This window comes from Kocuria sp. WRN011 (assembly GCF_002295155.1).
GTDB classification, from domain to species: domain Bacteria; phylum Actinomycetota; class Actinomycetes; order Actinomycetales; family Micrococcaceae; genus Kocuria; species Kocuria carniphila.
Genome location: NZ_NSGI01000002.1, coordinates 290,425 through 307,113, shown reverse-complemented (window position 1 = coordinate 307,113; position 16,689 = coordinate 290,425). Strand labels below are relative to the sequence as shown.

Below are 16,689 nucleotides of genomic sequence, written 5' to 3'. Positions count from 1 at the left end.
TAAACTGGCGCTCGTGACTTCGCCATTACAACGATTCCATCCGTTCATCCCCGCCGGTGGTGTGGGTTCGCGGTTGTGGCCGCTCTCGCGAGCGGATGCTCCCAAGTTCCTGCTGGACCTCACCGGATCCGGCTCCTCTTTATTGCGCGCAACCTACGACCGACTCGCGGGACTGTCCGCAGGACCGGTGATGGTCGTGACCGGGCGAAGCCACGCCGGGGCAGTCCAGGAGCAACTGCCAGAGTTGACCGGTGATGACCTGGTGCTCGAGCCATCTCCCAAGGATTCCGCCGCGGCCATCGGTCTCGCGTGCACGCTGATCGCCCGCCGCGACCCGGACGCCATCATCGGTTCGTTCGCGGCCGACCACGTGGTTGAGCCGGCCGAGACGTTCCAAGCGGTCGTTAAAGAGGCGGTGGAAGCAGCAGCCACCGGTCGCATTGTGACGATTGGCATCACGCCGTCCTCTCCGGCCACCGGCTTCGGATACATCAAGGCGGGGGAGTCGCTGGGCCTCGAGCAGGCACCGCATGCACTCACCGTGGAACATTTCGTGGAGAAGCCGGACAAGGACACGGCGCGTGAGTACGTGGCCAGCGGCAACTACACGTGGAACGCGGGGATGTTCGTGGCGCCGGTGGGGCTCATGCTGCAGTACCTGCGACAGAGCGAACCGGAGCTCGCGGACGGGCTGAACGTCATTGCGGATGCGTGGGACACCGACCGCCGCGATGCGGTGGTGGACGAAGTGTGGCCCACCCTGACCAAGACGGCCATCGACTACGCCGTGGCTGAACCCGCAGCGGCCGCCGGCGACGTCGCCATGGTGCCCGGCGATTTCACGTGGGAAGACGTGGGAGACTTCGCCGCGATCAACCGCTTGAACCAGGTGGACCCCAGCGGGGACTCGGACGTTGCGATCCTGGGCAAGAACAATCGTGTGCTCTCTGATGAGTCCTCGGGCATCGTGGTCTCGGACACCGGCCGACTGATCGCCCTGATCGGTGTGCAGGACATCGTGGTGGTGGACACCCCGGACGCACTTCTGGTCACCACGGCCGAACACGCCCAGCGCGTCAAGGACGCCGTGAACTCCCTGAAGAAGAACGGCGACACGGACGTCCTGTAGTCCATGACACAGTCGACGGCGCTGCTCAGCCCAGATCGGGTCTCACGGCGGTACGCTGAAACCCATGTTGGATCTTCCGCTGCCGTCCGCCGATGACATCGGCCTCCCCCCGGCCATCGGGCCATTGCTGTCCCATTACCTTCCCGGGCTGATTGCGTTCCGGCGCGACATCCACAAGCATCCGGAGCTCTCGTACGAGGAGTACCGGACCACCGATCGCATTGTCACCGCGCTCGAGGCGGTCGGGTTGAACCCCGTGCGCTTCTCCGCAACCGGTTGCTACGTGGATGTGGGGCGCGGTCCCGTCATGGTGGGCCTGCGCGCGGACATCGACGCACTCCCCATCCAGGAGAACACCGGCCTTCCGTACGCCTCCGTGAATGACGGCGTGATGCACGCGTGCGGTCACGATGTCCACACGACCATCATGGTGGGCGTGGCCCAGGTGCTCTCTGACCTGCACCGATCCTCACCGTTCGCCGGAACCGTGCGCGTGGTGTTCCAACCCGCTGAGGAAAAGCTTCCCGGCGGTGCGTTGACCATCATCGATCAGAACGTGCTGGAAGGGGTGCCGCGCATGTTCGCGCTGCACTGCGAGCCCAAGGTGGACGTCGGCCACGTGGGAACGCGCATCGGGGCCATCACCTCTGCCTCGGACACCGTGCGGATCGAACTGTCCGGCCGCGGTGGCCACACGTCACGTCCGCACCTGACCGAAGACCTCGTCTACGCGATGAGTCAGATCGCCGTGAATGTGCCGGCCGTGCTCTCGCGCCGGATCGACGTGCGCTCCGGCGTGGCCGTGGTGTGGGGTCAGTTCCATGCCGGCGTGGCGCCGAATGCCATTCCCGTCTCCGGTTTCATGGCCGGGACCATGCGCTGCCTCGACGCAGAGGCCTGGCACCAAGCGGGCGGCTTGCTGGACGAGGTGGTCGAGCAGGTGGCCGCCCCGTACGGAGTCACGGTGGAGCTCGAGCACATCCGCGGTGTACCTCCGGTGGTCAACGGTGAAACTGAAACCACGCTGTTGGAGATCGCAGCGCGCGCGGAACTCGGTGAGGACAGCGTGATGCTCGTGGAACAGTCCATGGGCGGTGAAGACTTCGCCTGGTTCCTGCAGCACGTCCCCGGGGCCATGATGCGTCTGGGAACCCGTGCTCGCGGCGGTCCCACCTACGACCTGCATCAATCCGACTACGCTCCGCAGGAAGAAGCCATCAGCTGCGGAGTTCAAGTGATGGCCTCCACTGCGCTGCGAGCCATTCGCCTGCGCGTGCGAGAACTCCACGACACAACGGACTCGGCACTCGTCGAGTAATCCCGTGGCTACACTGAGACTCTCTAAAGTTTCTGGGGAGTAACTAAGTAGCCTCCCCACCCAGAGAGTCTCTTCTCTCGTATCACCGGAGGACAACGATGACCCCTCGTTACTCGCGCGCGTTGAGCGCCATTGCACTGACCGGCGCGGCCGGCCTGGTTCTCGCCGGTTGCGGCCAGGCACCCGAAGAATCCAACGGCGGCAACTCGCAAGCCAAGGATTTCAAGGGCTGCATCGTCTCCGACGACGGTGGCTTCCAGGACCGCTCGTTCAACCAGGCATCCTTCGAGGGCTTGCAGGCCGTCAAGGACAAGCTGGAAATCGACATGAACCAAGCCGAGTCCCAGTCCGAGACCGAATTCGAGCCGAACCTGACTTCCATGGCCCAGGAGGGCTGCGACCTGACCGTGTCCGTGGGCTTCTTGCTCGCTGACACCACCAAGAAGGTTGCGGAGGCGAACCCGGACAAGAACTTCGCGATCGTCGACGACCAGTCCATCGAGGCCGACAACGTCAAGCCCATCGTGTACAACACGGCTGAGGCCGCGTTCCTCGCCGGTTACCTGGCCGCGGGTGCTTCCGAGACCGGAAAGGTCGCGACCTACGGCGGCATGGACATTCCCACCGTCACCGTGTTCATGGACGGCTTTGCTGACGGCGTGAACTACTACAACGAGCAGAAGGACGAGAACGTGGAGGTGCTGGGGTGGAACAAGGAGTCCCAGAACGGCACGTTCCTGACGTCGTTCCAGGATTCATCGCGCGCCAAGACCATCACCCAGAACCTCATCGGTGACGGCGCAGATGTGGTTCTGCCCGTGGCCGGCCAGGCAGCCCAGGGCACATTGGACGCCGTGAGCGAGGCGAACAACGGTGGCGACAACGTGCGTCTGATCTGGCCCGATACCGACGGCTACGAGACCCTGGACACCGGCAAGGAATACGTCCTGACCTCCGTGCTCAAGGAAATGTCCACCTCGGTGGAGGACGTGGTGACCCAGGCGGTCGACGGTAACTTCGACAACAGCCTGTACGTGGGCACGCTGGCGAATGAAGGTGTGGGCCTTGCCCCGTACCACGATCAGCATGACTCCGTGAGCGAAGAACTCGACAAGGAAGTTCAGCAGCTGAAGCAGGACATCATTGACGGCAAGGTCAAGGTCGAATCCGAGAACGCGCCCCAGGCGTAAGTAGTCACCGCCCCCGGGCAGGAGTGAATCTGTGAAGTTAGAGCTACGTGACATCACCAAGAAATTCGGCGGTTTCACGGCCAACCAGAACGTGAATCTGACGGTTGAGCCGCATCAGATCCACTGCCTGCTCGGGGAGAACGGCGCGGGCAAGTCCACCCTCATGAACGTGCTGTACGGGTTGTACGAACCCACCTCGGGCAGCATCGAGATCGACGGTGAGCCCGTGACGTTCTCCGGGCCCGGTGAGGCCATGGCCGCCGGGATCGGCATGGTGCACCAGCACTTCATGTTGGTCCCGGTGTTCACCGTGGCCGAGAACGTGGCACTCGGTAACGAGGCCACCAAGGGCGTCGGCTTGGACCTGAACACCACCCGAAACAGGATCCGCGAGATTTCCGATCGGTACGGGTTCCAGGTGGACCCGGACGCGATCGTCGAGGATCTTCCCGTGGGAGTTCAGCAGCGCGTGGAAATCATCAAGGCCCTGGTACGCGAGGCGGAAGTGCTCATTCTCGATGAGCCCACCGCGGTGCTCACGCCCAAGGAAACCGATGAACTTCTCAACATCATGCGGCAGCTGCGCGACAACGGCACGTCCATCGTGTTCATTTCCCACAAGTTGCGCGAGGTCAAGGCCGTCTCGGATGTGATCACCGTGATCCGCCGTGGCAAGGTCGAGGGTCAGGTCGGCCCGGATACATCCACCGATGAACTCGCCGCACTCATGGTGGGTCGTGACGTCTCACTGACCGTGGACAAGGAACCCTCGAACGCGATCGGCTCCGCTCTCGAGGTCACCGACCTCACGGTGGTGGGGGAGAACGGCGTGGTGTTGGTCGACAACGTCTCCTTCGCCGTAGCACCGGGAGAGATCCTGGCTGTCGCGGGTGTGCAGGGCAACGGTCAGACGGAATTGACCGAGGCCCTCGTGGGGCTGGCCGACCATGTGTCCGGTTCCATCAAGCTCGAGGGACAGGAACTGGCCGGGCGGGGCGTACGCGAGGTGCTGTCGGCCGGCGTCGGGTTCGTTCCCGAGGACCGCTCGACCGAGGGTCTCGTGGCCCCGTTCTCGGTGTCCGAGAACCTCGTCCTGGACCGCTACAAAGACCGTGAATTCGCGTCGGGCCCGTCCCTGAAACTCGGCGCGATGCGTGAGAACGCGCAGCAGGCCGTGGACAGCTACGACATCCGCACCGGATCCGTGGACGCCCCGGTGTCCACGCTGTCCGGCGGTAACCAACAGAAAGTCGTCATCGCCCGGGAGCTGTCGCGCCCCCTCAAGCTGTTCGTCGCCTCCCAGCCCACGCGCGGCGTGGACGTGGGTTCCATTGAATTCATTCACAAACGCATCGTGGCCGAACGCGACAAGGGCGTCCCCGTGATCATCGTGTCCACAGAACTGGACGAGGTGTACGCGCTCGCGGACCGGATCGCCGTGTTCTTCCACGGCAGGCTCATGGGTATCGTGCCCGCGGACACTCCGAGGGAAACCTTGGGCCGCATGATGGCCGGTGAGACGGCAGACGAGGTTCTGCCGCCCGCACCCTGGGACGACAGCCATGACCAGCAACAACACGAGGGGACGCACACGGCATGAGCGCCACGACCACCTCTCCGGAATCGAACCAGGTCTCAGCACCTTCTCCGGTCGAACTGAATCCGGATGACTTCCGCCGTTCCCTGCTGGGCTCCACGCTGCAGTCGGTACTGGCAGTTCTGGCCGCACTTCTTCTGGGAGGCCTGCTGATCGCAGCTACCGATGAAACGGTGCGCGAATCCGCCGGGTACTTCTTCGCTCGTCCGGGGGATACCCTGACCGCCATGTGGGACGCCGCCTCCAGCGCGTACGTCGCCATGTTCCACGGCGCGGTGTACAACCCCGATGGCAGCGGCCTGACCGGCAAGTTGTATCCGCTGACCGAGACGCTGACCGTGGCGACCCCGCTGATCCTCGCGGGTCTGGGTGTCGCATTGGCCTTCCGCACCGGCCTGTTCAACATCGGTGCGCAGGGTCAGATCCTGATCGGCGCCACTCTGGCCGGTTACGTGGGCTTCGCGTGGCAGTTGCCCGTGGGCCTGCACCTACTGGTGGTCATCGTGGCCGGTGCGCTGGGAGGTGCTATTTGGGGCGGCGTCGTCGGCCTGATCAAGGCACGAACCGGCGCGCACGAGGTCATCCTGACCATCATGCTCAACTACATCGCGATCAACCTGGTGTCCTGGTTGCTGACCCTGTCGACCTTCCAGCGCGAGGGTTCGTCCAACCCCATCAGCCCGCCCATTGCCGAGACGGCGATGTTCCCGAAACTTCTCGGGGACAGCTTCCGGTTGCACTGGGGCTTTGTGGTGGCGGTCGTGGCGACCGTGGCCGTCGCGTGGCTGCTGAACCGCTCGACCATCGGTTTCGAACTGCGCGCCGTGGGCGCCAATCCGCGCGCCGCACGCACCGCGGGCATCTCCGTGACCAAGGGGTTCGTGGTGGTCATGCTAATTGCTGGAATGCTGGCGGGCTTGGCCGGTACCGCGCAGATCGCCGGAACCGAACACTCGCTCACAGTGGGTATCGCGGCGTCCTTCGGTTTCGACGCCATCACCGTGGCCCTGCTGGGTCGATCCAAGCCGTGGGGCACGTTCTTCGCGGGCATTCTCTACGGAGCCTTCCGCGCCGGTGGCGTGACCATGCAGACGGCCACCGGCACCAACATTGACATCGTTCTGGTCGTGCAGTCCCTGATCGTGCTGTTCGTAGCACTCCCCCCGCTGCTGAAACTCAAGTCCCGTCGCAAGGAGGTGGCAGCGTGAGCACCACGACCCCGGCCCCCGAGTCCTCGAACGCGCCCCAGGAGGAACTGTCCACCGCCGCCGCGAACCGGACGGTGGGTGTTCGCACCTTCCGGCCGGCCATCGGGTTGGCGATCCTGGCGCTGGTGGCCCTGATCCTCTTTGCCCTCAACGCCGCCGACGGGTCCGTGGAGTTCCGACTCTCCGACTCCGGGGACGCCATCCAGCTGCCCAATCTGTCCGTACCGGTCACGGCCTACGGCTGGGTGGTCACCGTTGCGCTCGCCGCGCTCGCAGTGTTCGCCGCGGTCCGGGCGCGCAGCTTGCCGCGCTGGGCGTTGATCCTGGCCGGCTTCTTCTTCGTCACGGGTTTCCTGGTGTGGATCGTGGGTACCGCGCAGACCCCGAGCATCTCGGTGACCGCATTGCTCGCCGGTTCGGTGGCCCTGGCCACACCGCTGATTTTCGGTTCCCTGGGCGGCCTGTTGTGCGAGCGCTCCGGCGTGGTGAACATCGCGATCGAGGCGCAGCTGCTGTTCGGCGCGTTCTCCGCCGCAGTGGCCGCAACGGTGGCCAACAACGTGTGGGTGGGTCTGCTGGCTGCCGTGATCGGCTCCATGCTGGTGTCCTTGGTGTTGGCGATCTTCTCGATCAAGTACCGCGTGAACCAGGTCATCGTGGGCGTGGTGCTCAACGTTCTGGTCTCGGGTCTCACGGGCTTCATCTTTGCCACCGTGTTGCAACCCAACGCGGCGGACTTCAACTCCCCGGCACGTCTCCCGCACATCACCATCCCCGTGCTGTCCGAAATTCCCGTGATCGGCCCGGTCTTCTTCGACCAGTCGATCATCGGCTACATCATGTACGTGACCGTGGCGATCGTCTGGTACGCGCTGTACCGCACCCGCTGGGGTCTGCGCACCCGCGCCGTGGGTGAGCACCCCAAGGCCGCCGACACCCTGGGCGTGTCCGTCAATGCACTGCGCGTGCGCAACGTGCTCATGGGTGGTGCCGTGGCCGGCTTGGGCGGTGCGTTCTACACGCTCGTGTCGGTCTCGGCATTCACCCGCGACATGACCTCGGGCGCGGGCTATATCGCACTGGCTGCCCTGATCTTCGGCCGTTGGAACCCCGTGGGTGCGCTGCTCGCGTCGCTGCTGTTCGGCTTCGCGTCCAACTTGGAATCGATCCTGTCGTTCCTGGGTACGTCCGTTCCCAGCCAGTTCCTGGCCATGCTGCCCTACATCGTGACCATCCTGGCCGTCGCCGGCCTGGTGGGGGCCTCCCGCGGTCCCGCCGCGTCCGGCGAACCTTACGTGAAGGAGTAACCATGATTGACGACGCCGCCTGGCGCAGCCTGCAACAAGCCGCCACCGATGCGCTCCAACACTCGTACTCGCCCTACTCGAACTTTCCGGTGGGTGCCGCGGCTCTCGTGGACGACGGCCGGGTGGTTACCGGCGCGAACATCGAGAACGCCTCGTACGGCGTCACGCTGTGTGCCGAGTGCTCGCTGGTCTCCGCCCTGTACATGTCCGGTGGCGGAAAGCTCGCGGCGTTCGTGTGCGTGGATGCTCAGGGTGACGTTCTCATGCCGTGCGGTCGATGCCGTCAGCTGCTCTACGAACACCGCGCACCCGGAATGGAGCTGCTGACCGTGAGCGGTGTCCGCAGCATGGACCAGGTCCTCCCGGACGCGTTCGGGCCGCAGCACCTGGAGTAAGGTTTCCAACTTCTCATGACGAACGACCCCCGGATCATCACTGATGATCCGGGGGTCGTTCGTTGTTCAAAGGACACTCTTGTTTTTGGTGTCGTTCAGGCCGTTTGTGGGCCGGCTGTACTGGATGTTGTTCGGGCGGTCCGGCGGGGCCGGTTTCCCGGGGCAATCGGACAGCGGGAGGTCTTCGCTTAGCCGCCGTTCGGCGGCATGAGGCGGTCGTGCAGGGGAGCGGCGTAGATCCGGGACGGATCCAATTTCTCCAGAATGCGCACCGCGGAGTCCCATCCCTGGTCCGCTGGCTGCCCCTGGCTGTACGAGTGGGGCACCTGGTTCTGCAGGATGTCCTGGTTCTGCCACGCGCCGTCTGCCGAGTAGCCCCAGCCCTTGGACCATTCCATCCGCACACCGGCGTAGGAAGCGTAGTTGTTGATGACCCACTGTTCGCACTCCTGGAAGAACTGCAGGGAGTACGGGGTGCCCGGGAAGGTGAGGATGTCCAGCCACACCACGGTGTCCCATTCCGGGTGATCAGCGAATTGCCGGGAGGGGGAGAGCGTGGGCGTGATGGCCCCCGGGATCTCCACGTCAGCGGGATTGTCCACGCCCGTGACGCGAATTTCCAGCGGGCCGTTGACGGGGTAGCGCCAGCGCTTGGCGTATTCGTTCACGCTGGCCTTGTAGTAGTTGTGGAACTCGTACAGCACCCGCTGAACATCCGCCCGGCGGCAGTGGATCGCGTACCCGTTGGCGGTCACCTTGGGGGTGTTGGGCCGAACGTACAACTGCAGGTTCTTGGGCGCGCCCCACAGGTCGGAAACGAATGACGTGGTGAGTGAGGTCGCCGTGATCTTCTGCTGAGCAGGCCCCAGTTGAGTGGCGATTGCCGGAGTGCCGGTCTGAATCTTCTTGAAGAGATCCGAGATCTGCTGCGGGATGTTGTCCGAGAATACGTAGTTGTAAGGGGATGAAGTCCCTCGGGACAGCAGCGGCTTGTAGCGACTGAACTCCCAGGTCTTCACCCACGGGAACGAGGTGAACGGGAACAGGATGACTTCCACCCGGCCGCACGAGCGAAGGTACGAGTCCACCGACCGTCCCCACGATCCCGGCTTGGCGAACAATTCCCAGGTGGGAATGGTGATGTAACTGCGGCAACGCATGTTGCTCAGTTTGGCCACGCGCAACTGAACCGAGGTCACGATGGTGCGTCCCAGGTTGGTCAGCAAAGGGCCGATGTCCGGGTCGGTGCGTTCGAACCGTTTCACGGCGTAGTCACCGCTGGTTTCGTCCCAGACGACCGCGTCCATGGACACCACCAGATTGGACAAAGATCCGAAGGTTGCTCCGGCGGGGCGTGTTTCGCCTGAAGCGGGCACCGCGGTTCCGTGCCCCGCGATGGCCAACGCGCCGCCGATGGTGACGTCACCGGGAGCGGGGTGGTGCATGATGCTCAAACCGCGGTTGTTGGCGGCGTTGAGGACCGCCTCGAGCGAGGCTCCGCCCTGAGCGGTCACGGTCATCGCGGTGGGATCGACCGTGATCGCAGTCAGATGCTTGACGGTGTCGACCATGAGGACACGGGACTCCTGCGTACTACCCGACTCGACACTCAACGGAGACCAGTTGTGCTGGTATCCGCGGGCCCGCAACCTCCAGTCATTGGAGGAGGCCCATCGTGCCAGTTCAGCGACCTGGTCTGCAGATGTGGGTGCAACGGTCCACAAGGGTGAGGTGCGAGTTTCTCCGGACCAATTGACGAACACCTCGAGCCAGGGCGTCATCCCCGCGGGCAGAACCGGAGCAGGGCTGCCGGGGACGCGCACGGCGGCTTCCGCGGGGCTCAGCATGGCCGACAGGGTCCACCCGCTGCCAGCGATCGCGGCGGCCGCGAGGGCGGTGCGTCGGTTGATGCCCTCGTGCTCCACGATGGTGCCCTCGGATGTGGATGCGCGGTGACGCGGAGTCCCCAGCGGCGCACGGTCCCCGGTGGTTGCCATGGTTGATCGAGGAGTGAAGAAACGCCATAGCGACCGTGCAGATCGCGAAATTCCTTGTGACGTGGACAGTCTGTGTGCGGGCATGGTGAACTCCTACGCGCGCAAAGACCGCATGAGAGCCCCCGAGCGCGAGCAAATTGGGCACCGGCGAACACGCGTCGCGTCGATCCAGCCCGATCAACGCTGTGCGACGGCAGCCCGCCATCGCCCCGCGACCCCTTGTTCCCCAGTGCTACTCAATGACCGGTTATCCGGTATGTCTCTTATTTTGCCAAGGCGGGTCAGTAGGCTATCGGTCAGACAGGTGGGAACTTTAGGGGACGAACGCTAATACCTGTGGGCGGTTTGGCCCACAGGATGTGCACCGGGGAAATGACTTCTCATGAACACCCGGGAGCTGAATTCCCACCGGGCGCTCGGCACGCGGCCCTATACTTTGGCAGAAGAGTAAGCGACGGTCCGGAAGGAAATTACACGTGGGTTTGAGAGACTTGTTCCGCAGTAAAAGCAGCACCCCCAGCACCCCGCAGCCATCACCCGGGGCCCCCGCTAATGATCCGCGCGCCAAGGATAGTGATCTCCGCGCGCAGGGCACCCAGAATGCAGACGAGCCGGGTCGCGGAGCTGTCGAAGCCAACGCCTCGCAACAGAGCCAGGTGAACGACCGCAACGTGGGCGAGGGTTCGAACGCTCGCGCCGTCGATCATGAAGTGCACGGCAACGACGCCGCTCGGGGCGCGAACACCCCGCAGGGCACCGAGGCGCACGGAACCGACACGCAGCAGTTGCCGGAGTCCGGGCCGCTGCGCAATCTGGTCGACATCCTGCTGTCCCGTGGCGCGGATCGCGCTCGCCTGACCTTGGTGCAGTCCGGCAACGTGATGACTCACCAGACCCGCCAGGCTCACGGCGAGGCCCAGGACGAGGTGGAGAACGGCACCGTGGATCAGGGATCCCCCCTGTTCGACGATGTTGCGGACCTGTACACCCAGGCCATGAACACCCCCGTTGGCCCGTGGCGTCAGTTGGACCTGACCGTGACTCCGGAGCAGAACGGCCAGCGTATGGTCACCGTTGATTACGCATTCCCGAGCGGCCAGTCCCGCAAGGAGAGCTACGTGCAGGGCCGCGCGCTGTCCGGCCACGGCACCGACCGCGCAGACGACGTGCGCACCGGTGACGCGCGCACCACCGACGTACGCGCCGATGAGGGACGCACGCATGGCGATTCGACGTCGTCGGCGGGCGCTGGCCTTGCCGGCGCGGGTTTGGGTGCGGCTGCCGGAGCCGGTGTGGCTTCGGGCTTGAACCGCGATGACAACGACCGGCGGACCGCGGACTCCGATCGCGCAGACGATGTGCGCACCGGAACCGACGCTCGCGATACCGACAACGTTGGCAGCACCGAGGTCTCAGACGAGCGTTACACGGAGGCCTCCGTCTCGGATCGCGACGGAATCCAGGACCGTTCCGAAACGGATATCGAGTCCGTGCGCGTGGTCGATGGCACCGATGCTTCTCCGGTGGCGAACGGCCAGATCGTGACCAAGGGCGATCCCGATCCCATCGTGATTACAGCGGACGACCAGTCAGATCGCGACCAGTCCCACCCCGAGGATTCCTTCCGGGCAGCCGCCGCGCAGAACGGTGAGCGCAACGACACCCTGCTGGCCGAGGATTCCCAGCGGGCTGATTCGGACGCCGCCTACGGCGAGTCGGCAGATCGCGATGCCCGGGATTCGGTGCTCGACGGCCGCGAAGCCGAGACCCACGCGGATGATCAGCGCGATTCGCTGCGCGATGATCGTGATGACCGTAATGACCGCGGCGACCTGCCCGAGCACGTGGATGAGTCCGAGTTCGGTGGCTTCAGCGAGCCCGAGTCCCCGGTGGCTCCGACCGGTGCGGGCGCCGCGGCACTGGCTGCGGACGCCGATCCCTCGGACGCTCCGCAGATGGCGCAGAGCACGGACGTGGCGCCGTCCTACACCGCACCCAGCGAGCAGCCCAGCGGTGATTCGCCGGCTACCGGCAACCTGGTGTTGACCCTGTCGGATGTGCAGTCGCGCTTGAACGAGGCGCAGCGCCACCTGTTCGGCGAGGGTGGTACGGCTCGCGACGTCTCGACCGTGCTCATTCGTGTTCGTGCCCTGGGCACCTACTACGACGCCCTGACCCACGTTCGGTTGAACGGTTTCTGGGATCAGCGCGGCACCTTTGATCTGGTTCCCGAGAACCTCCTGAAGGTTCAGGAGCTCAAGGACGATTCCTATGTGGAGGGCTCCGGCGCTCCGCTGGCCATGATGTTCCGCTTCCGCCCGGGCGTTCCCCCGGAGGTCTCCTTCGACTACTCGGACGAGGAAGCCTTTGTGCGCTACGAGCAGCGCCTGCCAGGTCAGAACTACCTGGAGGAGCTGCGCATGTTCCCGCGCACCGGCTCCAACATTCCCCAGCACATGAACGACGCTCTGCAGGATTGGAACTACTGATTCATGAGGCAGTCAACCTCCACCGAGGGCTCCGTCCGCGCTATGGACGGGGCCCTCGGGCCTATCCCAGCAGTGTGTCTCCACGACCACTTGGACGGCGCCCTGCGTCCGGCCACCATCGTGGAGCTCGCACGAGAGATCAACCATGAACTGCCGGAGACGGATCCCGTGGCTCTCGGCCGGTGGTTCGAGGACAGCGCGAATTCCGGCAGCCTGGAGCGCTACCTGACCACGTTCGAGCACACCACTGCGGTCATGCAGACGGCAGAGGCCCTGGCGCGCGTGGCCGAGGAGTACGTACTCGACTGCGCGGCCGACGGTCTCATCCACACCGAGGTCCGCTGGGCACCCGAGCAGCATCTGGTCGGTGGCCTCACGCTCGAGCAGGCCGTGGACGCCGTCCAAGACGGTCTGGCGCGTGGCGTGGCCGAGGTCAAAGCCTCGGGCGGTCATATATCCGCCGTGCAGATCCTGTGCGCAATGCGTCACCTGGACAAGTCCGGTGAGATTGCGCAGTTGGTGGTCGATCGAGTGCGTGCGGCGGCCGGTACGACGTCGCCCGGTGACGTCCCCGGTGAACCCGCACCCGGATCGGTGGTCGCGTTCGACCTGGCCGGTCCCGAGAAGGGCTTTCCCGCCTCGGATCACCGGCAAGCACTGCACCTGCTGACCGAGAACTTGGTGCCCGTCACGCTGCACGCCGGTGAGGCGGACGGCGCGGAGTCCATCCGGGATGCGCTGGTTTCCGGGCGCGCCCTGCGCATCGGCCACGGTGTCCGCCTGCTCGAGGACGACCCGGAAGCCACCGGACCGCTGTCCCGGTGGGTGCGCGACCGCCACATTGCCCTCGAGGTGTGCCCGTGCTCCAACCTGCAGACCGGTGCGATCAGCCACTGGGGTGAGTCCATCAAGGATCACCCGATCACCCAGCTGCACCGGTCGGGGTTCACGGTCACGCTGTCCCCGGACAACCGGTTGATGAGTGCCACCTCCGTGTCCCACGAGATGTCCCTGTTGCTCTCGGAGGCCGGTTGGTCCAACCAGGATCTGGCGGACATCCAGCTCAACGCGGCGCGCGCGGCGTTCGTGCCCCGCGCCTACCAGGACTGGTTGGCCGAGCGGATCGAGGAGGCCTCCGCGTGAGTTCCCGAGACATCGCGCAAGCCGTCCCGACAGGAACGGGGGAGCGGTTCGAAGAACTCGTGAGCGTAATGAACCGTTTGCGGTCCCCGGGCGGTTGCGAGTGGGACGGCGCCCAGACCCACGAGTCCCTGCTGCGCTACCTGGTGGAGGAAGCGTACGAGGTGGTCGAAGCGGTCGAGTCCCCGAACACCTCGGCGAACGCTACGACGGACAGCACCGCGGCCGCCCGGGCAGAACTCGTCGAGGAACTCGGTGACATCCTGTTGCAGGTCGTCTTCCACGCGCGCATCGGCCAGGAACATTCCGGTGACGAGGCCTTCGACGTCACCGACATCATCGCATCCGTGACCGACAAGCTCGTGCGCAGGCACCCGTTGGTATTCGGCGACCAGGACGGGGCTGACTCGGCGGCTTCCACCGCGGACGGTCAGTCCGGCGCCAGCAACGAGGAACTGTCCGCCCGCTGGGACGCCGTCAAACGCTCCGAGAAGCCACACCGCACCAACGTGTTCGACGGTATTCCGCCCGCACTCCCGGCGCTTGCGCTCGCGGAGAAGGCCTTGTCGAAGGCTCGCAGGCACGGCGTCGAAAATAAGCCGGAACCGTCGGAGACCAAGGACACCGCGGACCTGGAACGCGCCGAAGCCGAATTCGGTGATCGCCTGCTGGAACAGGTGCGAGCGGCGTCGGCGGAGGGACTGGACGCGGAACGCGCCCTGCGCGGGGCCGTGCGACGTTACATCCACACGAATAACCGGCCCATTTAGCCCGGAACCGACCGAGATCGGTAGGCTGAAGACAGGGCACCGCCCGATAGGTCAACGACCAGCAAGGAGATTATCCATGGCAATGATCATTGCTTTGCAAGCCCGTCAGATTCTGGACTCGCGTGGCAACCCCACGGTTGAGGTCGAGGCACTGCTCGAGGACGGCAGCTTTGGCCGCGCGGCAGTTCCCTCGGGAGCATCCACGGGTGAATTCGAAGCAGCCGAACGCCGTGACGGAGACAAGAAGGTCTACCTGGGCAAGGGCGTTCTGGACGCCGTCAACGCCGTGGACGAGGACCTGGAACAGGCCATCGTGGGCCTGGACGCCTCCGACCAGCGCGCTGTGGACCAGGCAATGCTCGACCTGGATGGCACCGACAACAAGTCCAAGCTCGGCGCCAACGCCATCCTGGGCGCATCCATGGCCGTGGCCCGCGCCGCCGCCAGCTCCGCGGACCTGCCGCTCTACAAGTACCTGGGCGGCCCCAACGCGCACGTGCTGCCGGTACCCATGATGAACATCCTCAACGGCGGCTCCCACGCTGACTCCAACGTGGACATCCAGGAGTTCATGATCGCTCCGATCGGCGCTCCCGCCTTCGCAGAAGCCCTGCGCTGGGGCGTTGAGGTGTACCACTCGCTCAAGTCCGTGCTCAAGGAGCGCGGCCTGTCCACCGGCCTGGGTGACGAGGGCGGTTTCGCACCGAACCTCAAGTCCAACGCCGAGGCACTGGACCTGATCCTCGAGGCCATCAAGAAGGCCGGTTACAAGGCCGGTTCGGACATCGCTCTCGCGCTGGACGTGGCCTCCTCCGAGTTCTTCGAGAAGGGCAAGTACTCCTTCGAGGGCAAGAAGCGTTCCGCCAAGGACATGTCCGACTACTACGCGGACCTGGTCAAGAAGTACCCGCTGGTCTCCATCGAGGATCCGTTGGACGAGGACGACTGGGAAGGCTGGACCACCCTGACCCGCGCCATCGGCGACAAGGTGCAGCTGGTCGGTGACGACCTGTTCGTGACCAACCCGGAGCGTCTGGCTCGCGGCATCGAGGGCGGCGTGGCCAACGCGCTGCTCGTGAAGGTCAACCAGATCGGTTCCCTCACCGAGACCTTCGACGCCATGGAGCTCGCACAGCGCAACGGCTACCGCTGCATGGTCTCGCACCGCTCCGGTGAAACCGAGGACACCACCATCGCGGACATCTCCGTGGCGGTGAACGCCGGCCAGATCAAGACCGGTGCTCCGGCTCGCTCCGAGCGCGTGGCCAAGTACAACCAGTTGCTGCGCATCGAGGAAGAACTCGGCGACGCCGCTCGCTACGCCGGCGCTTCCGCGTTCCCGCGCTTCTCGGCCAAGTAAGACACACCGCCCACGCAGTTGGGTGAACGAACCGCCCGGTTCCCCTTGCGGGGGACCGGGCGGTGGCGTGTGGGGACGCGCACCAGGTTGCGTGCGGGAAACGACCACGTTCGGGTCGCTAGAATGATCCGCAGGATTGATGAGGGTGCGTCTCATGCCGAGACCACCGTGGAGCGCGGGAGGTGTGCATGGTTGGCCCCAGGCCCAGGATTCCTCGGTTCTCCGGGAAGAAGAAGGGCACGGACGGGAAGCCTTCGGCGTCCGAGGGCCGAGCCACCTCAAGCCCGCGAACCGGCACCCAAGGAGCAGGGCGCCCCGGTCACTCGGGCGGCGGATCGTCCACGGTCACCGCACCCACACCCGCGCACTCGTTCAACGGTCGACTCATTGCCTTGATCGTGGTGGCCACCCTGATTTTGTTCCTGGCCGCTCCCACCGCCAAGATCTTCTTCGACCAGCGGGCCCAGATCGCCGCTCTCGAAGAATCCATTGCGGTCAAGGAGCAGGAGCAGCAACAGCTCAAGCTGCAAGAGGAGCGCTGGGGTGACGACGCGTACGTGGAGCAGCAGGCCCGTGAGCGCATGTTCTACGTGATGCCCGGTGAACGGGCCTACCTGGTGCTCGGAGCGGAACAAACGGGACGTCAGGCCGCGGAGTCCTCCGCGGAACAGGTCGAAGCGGGTAAACCTGCCTGGGCTGATGGCCTGTGGCAGTCCGTGGTGGATTCGGCGTTCCCCCGCAGCGAGCCGGAAATCGCCCCTGTGGAGCCCGAGCAGTAACCTTTCTCTC

At 65.0% G+C, this 16,689-nt stretch carries 13 protein-coding genes; 12 read left to right on the top strand and 1 reads right to left on the bottom strand.

Features of this window, described 5'->3' with window-relative positions:
- Nucleotides 1-13 precede the first annotated feature (13 nt).
- The 7 genes from CKW39_RS04135 to CKW39_RS04105 all read left to right on the top strand — a co-directional run bounded on the left by CKW39_RS04135 (nucleotide 14) and on the right by CKW39_RS04105 (nucleotide 8,144).
- The gene (locus CKW39_RS04135) at nucleotides 14-1,129 is read left to right on the top strand and encodes a mannose-1-phosphate guanylyltransferase (RefSeq protein ID WP_095796881.1); all 1,116 of its coding nucleotides are present in this window, start codon (nucleotides 14-16) and stop codon (nucleotides 1,127-1,129) included.
- Nucleotides 1,130-1,193: 64 nt separating this feature from the next.
- Nucleotides 1,194-2,447, top strand: a complete 1,254-nt coding sequence (locus CKW39_RS04130; RefSeq protein ID WP_095796880.1) for an amidohydrolase — start codon at nucleotides 1,194-1,196, stop codon at nucleotides 2,445-2,447.
- Between the two features lie 98 nt (nucleotides 2,448-2,545).
- Nucleotides 2,546-3,637, top strand: a complete 1,092-nt coding sequence (locus CKW39_RS04125) for a BMP family protein (RefSeq protein ID WP_095796879.1) — start codon at nucleotides 2,546-2,548, stop codon at nucleotides 3,635-3,637.
- Between the two features lie 31 nt (nucleotides 3,638-3,668).
- Nucleotides 3,669-5,237: an ABC transporter ATP-binding protein gene (locus CKW39_RS04120; RefSeq protein WP_095796878.1), complete on the top strand. Its 1,569-nt coding sequence runs from the start codon at nucleotides 3,669-3,671 to the stop codon at nucleotides 5,235-5,237.
- A complete protein-coding gene (locus tag CKW39_RS04115) occupies nucleotides 5,234-6,442 on the top strand; it encodes an ABC transporter permease (protein WP_095796877.1) in 1,209 nt (402 codons plus the stop codon). The genes CKW39_RS04120 and CKW39_RS04115 overlap by 4 nt, the downstream gene beginning before the upstream one ends.
- Nucleotides 6,439-7,749, top strand: coding sequence for an ABC transporter permease (locus tag CKW39_RS04110; RefSeq protein WP_173674274.1), 1,311 nt, complete (start codon nucleotides 6,439-6,441; stop codon nucleotides 7,747-7,749). Before CKW39_RS04115 ends, CKW39_RS04110 begins: the two co-directional genes overlap by 4 nt.
- Nucleotides 7,750-7,751: 2 nt before the next feature.
- Nucleotides 7,752-8,144, top strand: coding sequence for a cytidine deaminase (locus tag CKW39_RS04105; RefSeq protein ID WP_095796876.1), 393 nt, complete (start codon nucleotides 7,752-7,754; stop codon nucleotides 8,142-8,144).
- A 188-nt stretch (nucleotides 8,145-8,332) separates the two neighbouring features.
- Here the strand turns inward: CKW39_RS04105 and CKW39_RS04100 are convergent, their stop codons facing one another.
- Nucleotides 8,333-10,141, bottom strand: a complete 1,809-nt coding sequence (locus tag CKW39_RS04100; protein WP_095796875.1) for a cholesterol oxidase substrate-binding domain-containing protein — start codon at nucleotides 10,139-10,141, stop codon at nucleotides 8,333-8,335.
- Between the two features lie 476 nt (nucleotides 10,142-10,617).
- On the opposite strand from CKW39_RS04100, the gene CKW39_RS04095 reads away from it, so the two are divergent.
- The 5 genes from CKW39_RS04095 to CKW39_RS04075 all read left to right on the top strand — a co-directional run bounded on the left by CKW39_RS04095 (nucleotide 10,618) and on the right by CKW39_RS04075 (nucleotide 16,679).
- Nucleotides 10,618-12,630: a hypothetical protein gene (locus CKW39_RS04095; protein ID WP_095796874.1), complete on the top strand. Its 2,013-nt coding sequence runs from the start codon at nucleotides 10,618-10,620 to the stop codon at nucleotides 12,628-12,630.
- A 3-nt stretch (nucleotides 12,631-12,633) separates the two neighbouring features.
- Complete coding sequence (locus CKW39_RS04090; protein ID WP_095796873.1) at nucleotides 12,634-13,773, top strand: adenosine deaminase; 1,140 nt, start codon at nucleotides 12,634-12,636, stop codon at nucleotides 13,771-13,773.
- Nucleotides 13,770-14,540: a MazG nucleotide pyrophosphohydrolase domain-containing protein gene (locus CKW39_RS04085; protein ID WP_095796872.1), complete on the top strand. Its 771-nt coding sequence runs from the start codon at nucleotides 13,770-13,772 to the stop codon at nucleotides 14,538-14,540. The genes CKW39_RS04090 and CKW39_RS04085 overlap by 4 nt, the downstream gene beginning before the upstream one ends.
- A 76-nt stretch (nucleotides 14,541-14,616) precedes the next feature.
- Nucleotides 14,617-15,900, top strand: coding sequence for a phosphopyruvate hydratase (gene eno / locus CKW39_RS04080; RefSeq protein ID WP_095796871.1), 1,284 nt, complete (start codon nucleotides 14,617-14,619; stop codon nucleotides 15,898-15,900).
- Nucleotides 15,901-16,088: 188 nt separating this feature from the next.
- Nucleotides 16,089-16,679: a septum formation initiator family protein gene (locus CKW39_RS04075; RefSeq protein ID WP_095796870.1), complete on the top strand. Its 591-nt coding sequence runs from the start codon at nucleotides 16,089-16,091 to the stop codon at nucleotides 16,677-16,679.
- Nucleotides 16,680-16,689: the final 10 nt, after the last annotated feature.